Source organism: Geobacillus zalihae NBRC 101842 (genome assembly GCF_001544135.1).
GTDB classification, from domain to species: Bacteria; Bacillota; Bacilli; order Bacillales; family Anoxybacillaceae; genus Geobacillus; species Geobacillus zalihae.
This window is the reverse complement of sequence record NZ_BCPV01000117.1, coordinates 1-3,056: the sequence shown is the minus strand read 5'-3', so window position 1 is coordinate 3,056 and position 3,056 is coordinate 1. Positions and strand designations below refer to the sequence as shown.

Genomic DNA, 3,056 nt, shown 5'->3' with positions numbered 1-3,056 from the left:
ACGCCGACGATAACGGTCCGGATAGTCCAATACGGCGGTGGCGTCTTCGAATCCCTCTTCGAGGATTTGCATGGCTTTTGGGGCTTTTTCTTCCCATTTGGCCAGCACTTGTTCCAATAACAGCCGGGCCGTTTGCTTATTTGGAGCATGAAGAATCCCACGAATCTCCTCGAGCAAGGCATCCTGCATATACTTTGGTGCGGCATCGAGGATATTGCGAATAAAATGTGTCTGGCATCGTTGCCATGTAGCGCCTTGGAAATGCTTTTCAATGGCTTGCACCAGCCCACCGTGCTGATCCGAGATGATCAAGTCCACTCCCCGGAGTCCCCGGTCTTTCAGCCATCCGAAGAACTCGCTCCAGCTGGACTCCGATTCACTGTTTCCGATTTGCAGGCCAAGAATTTCTCGATATCCTTCCTCATTCACTCCTGTAGCGATCAACACAGCTCTGGTGCGTACTCGTCCATCCTCCCGGACTTTCGTATAAATAGCATCTACTAGCACAAACGGATACACGTGTTCATGAAGGGAACGGTGATTCCAGTCTTGGATAATCGGATCCAGTCCCTTGCACAGCGAGGAAACCGTGGACTTGGAAAACGAAGTGCCGCATAATTCCTCCGTGATTTGGGTGATTTTTCGGGTAGACACCCCGTTTACCACCATTTCCATGAGTGCCAGTACCAGTGCTTGTTCGCTCCGTTGATACCGTTGGAACAGTTCCGTAGAGAACTCCCCATCTCTTGTTCGTGGAACGCGCAAGGTCAACCGTCCCACCCGGGTCGTCAGCTGGCGTGGATACGAACCGTTTCGATAGCCTTTTCGTTCTTCCGTTCGTTCATAACGGCGAGCCCCCAGCTGTTCTTCCACTTGCGCCTCGAGGATTTGGTTTAAGACTTGTTCCAGCAGCTTCGCTAATCCCTCATCTCTGGTGAATAACCCGTGCAAAAGTTCATCATTCAGGGTAATATGATATTGAGCCATGGTTGCATTCCTCCTTATGTTTGGTATTTGTTTGTCCACTGTTTATTCTATCAAAGGGGAAGCAACATGGCTCTTTTTCTATTTCCCTTTTTACACAATTATATGGACTTAACTAAAAAATAATCGGCCTTGACAATAGCCTAATTGTTCATTCAAATACATCATGACTGTACGTAATTTAAATTCAAAACTATAGCTTTTGTATTTTGCATTTGATTTATCCAAAAAAATCCCTCCTGTATAGCAGTGTGTCCTTTTTCTACACTGTCTACACAAGAGGGATAATATCAACTTTAAGTAGCACCCTTCTTTTTGAAGTTCTATTATTAATCTATTCCCCAAATATCAACGGAATATCTTGTTGATTTCGGATAATAAAGAGGAGGTTTATCCCATCCTGTTGGTTCAGGTTCATCCCAAACAACTAATCTATAGTCTCCACTCCCAGCATTCACACTAAACGTAATAGAACTTGTACTTGTTACACTTTTTGTCGTTTTAGTTGACCACCAAAGTCCATTACTTTTTTGTAATTGAACATTAACTTTTTTAATATTGCGAGTTTTAATCCACTCATCGACTTTGAATGTTACTTTTACCGTATCCTTGGTTGAATAGAAATGATGATAATTTTTAGGAACTGAAGTCGTACTTTCTTTTGTAGTACTAGTAAACGATGTGATTAATACAGTATCTGCTAATGCAGCACTTGAAAAGAAACTGAGCAGAAAACATGTTGTTAATAGTAGAGAAGATATCTTAATTGGTAAACTTTTCACCATATTGTTCCCCCTCAATTAAAATCAATAAGTAATTTTAGCTTCTACAATTCTATAACTTTTTGTTGGAGCATAAACATCGACCATTAATGTTGTATGATACGTTACAAAATATTTCAATGCCTTAAATGTTCCTTTGCTAGTTACTCTTGCAATTTTAGCATCTCTACCTATTGTTCCATCTAACCCAGTTACAGTTGTATTTGACGATTTATCATACATTATCCCTGTTAGATCTGCATCTGCTGAAACTCCTGTTAAATAGTCTCCATTCCATGAAAAAATACCACTTACCGCATGGGTAAAATTAAAACCCGCAGTATTCGTTACATATGCTTGATAACTTTTTGATCCTATTGAACTAGCATTTACACCCATAGTATTTAACTGATTGGTCATTATATTTTCTGAACCTAGTGAGTTGTTTTCTTTAAAAACTAGTTTTAAATTCTTAGACGTTAATTCAATATTTTTTTCTCCATTAGATAATCTTTCATTTGCTTCATCTACTAATTCTTGTAATTCCTGATTCAATGCTTCAATTTCTGTTTTAGTAGGGTAGTAATTTTTCTTATACTCAGCTGCACTAGTTTCATGATTAAACATCAAAAACATAAAACTAAATGCTAATAGGTATAACATCTTTTTCAAGTTAAATCACCTCGTTTTCATACTATATATATGCTCATTGAAAAGTTAACCTTCGTATAAGTGGTGCCCACTCCGGTTATCCTGTTCGTAAGGAAACCAATGAAAAGGAGCGGGATCATTCATGAAACGTCTGCGCATCACCAACGATCACGGATGGACATCTCGGACACTTCGCAAACAGGAACGGAAAATCAAAAACGCCCTTCTTCGCCAACGGGTGATGGCCGTTCGCCTGGTCATGGAAGGCTATTTGGGCAAAGAGGTGGCCTCCATGGTCAACGTGTGCCGACAAACCGTTTCCCATTATGTGTCGCTGTTCAACGAAGGCGGTCTGGAGCTCTTGCTTCATCGGGATTTCGCCCCCGGGCGGGAGCCGTTTCTCACCGAAGAACAGCAGGAAGAGATCAAACAGCTTGTGTTGACCACCACTCCCGTGGAACTGGGGTGGGATGTGGCTTCAGCGTGGAACACCAAACTCCTGCAATCCTATGTCGAAAAGCACTTCGGTATTTCCATTTCCCGCGAAGCGTTGCGAAAACTCCTGCACCGCAAAGGGCTGTCGTGGACACGGCCGACCTACACATTGGCGAAAGGTGATCCGGATCGACAAAAGAATTTTGAGAAACAGATCGACTTCAT

The 3,056-nt window shown here is 41.9% G+C and carries 4 protein-coding genes; 1 reads left to right on the top strand and 3 read right to left on the bottom strand.

All coding sequences use genetic code 11. The features are described from left to right. The 3 genes from GZ1_RS17525 to GZ1_RS17520 form a co-directional block, all read right to left on the bottom strand. Nucleotides 1-987: IS256 family transposase (locus GZ1_RS17525; protein ID WP_060789001.1), on the bottom strand; the 987-nt coding region annotated here is incomplete at its 3' end. A gap of 326 nt (nt 988-1,313) precedes the next feature. Beyond that, nucleotides 1,314-1,769: a hypothetical protein gene (locus tag GZ1_RS19095; protein WP_157074400.1), complete on the bottom strand. Its 456-nt coding sequence runs from the start codon at nt 1,767-1,769 to the stop codon at nt 1,314-1,316. Between the two features lie 21 nt (nt 1,770-1,790). After that, a complete protein-coding gene (locus GZ1_RS17520) occupies nt 1,791-2,417 on the bottom strand; it encodes a hypothetical protein (RefSeq protein WP_060789000.1) in 627 nt (208 codons plus the stop codon). A 121-nt stretch (nt 2,418-2,538) separates the two neighbouring features. On the opposite strand from GZ1_RS17520, the gene GZ1_RS17515 reads away from it, so the two are divergent. Beyond that, nucleotides 2,539-3,056, top strand: a 518-nt coding sequence (locus GZ1_RS17515) for an IS630 family transposase (RefSeq protein WP_060789002.1), incomplete at its 3' end; no start/stop codon positions are given.

Excerpts from the sequence above, each read along its gene's own strand:
- GZ1_RS19095 (WP_157074400.1), bottom strand. The coding sequence starts at position 1,769 with ATGGTGAAAAGTTTACCAATTAAGATATCTTCTCTACTATTAACAACA.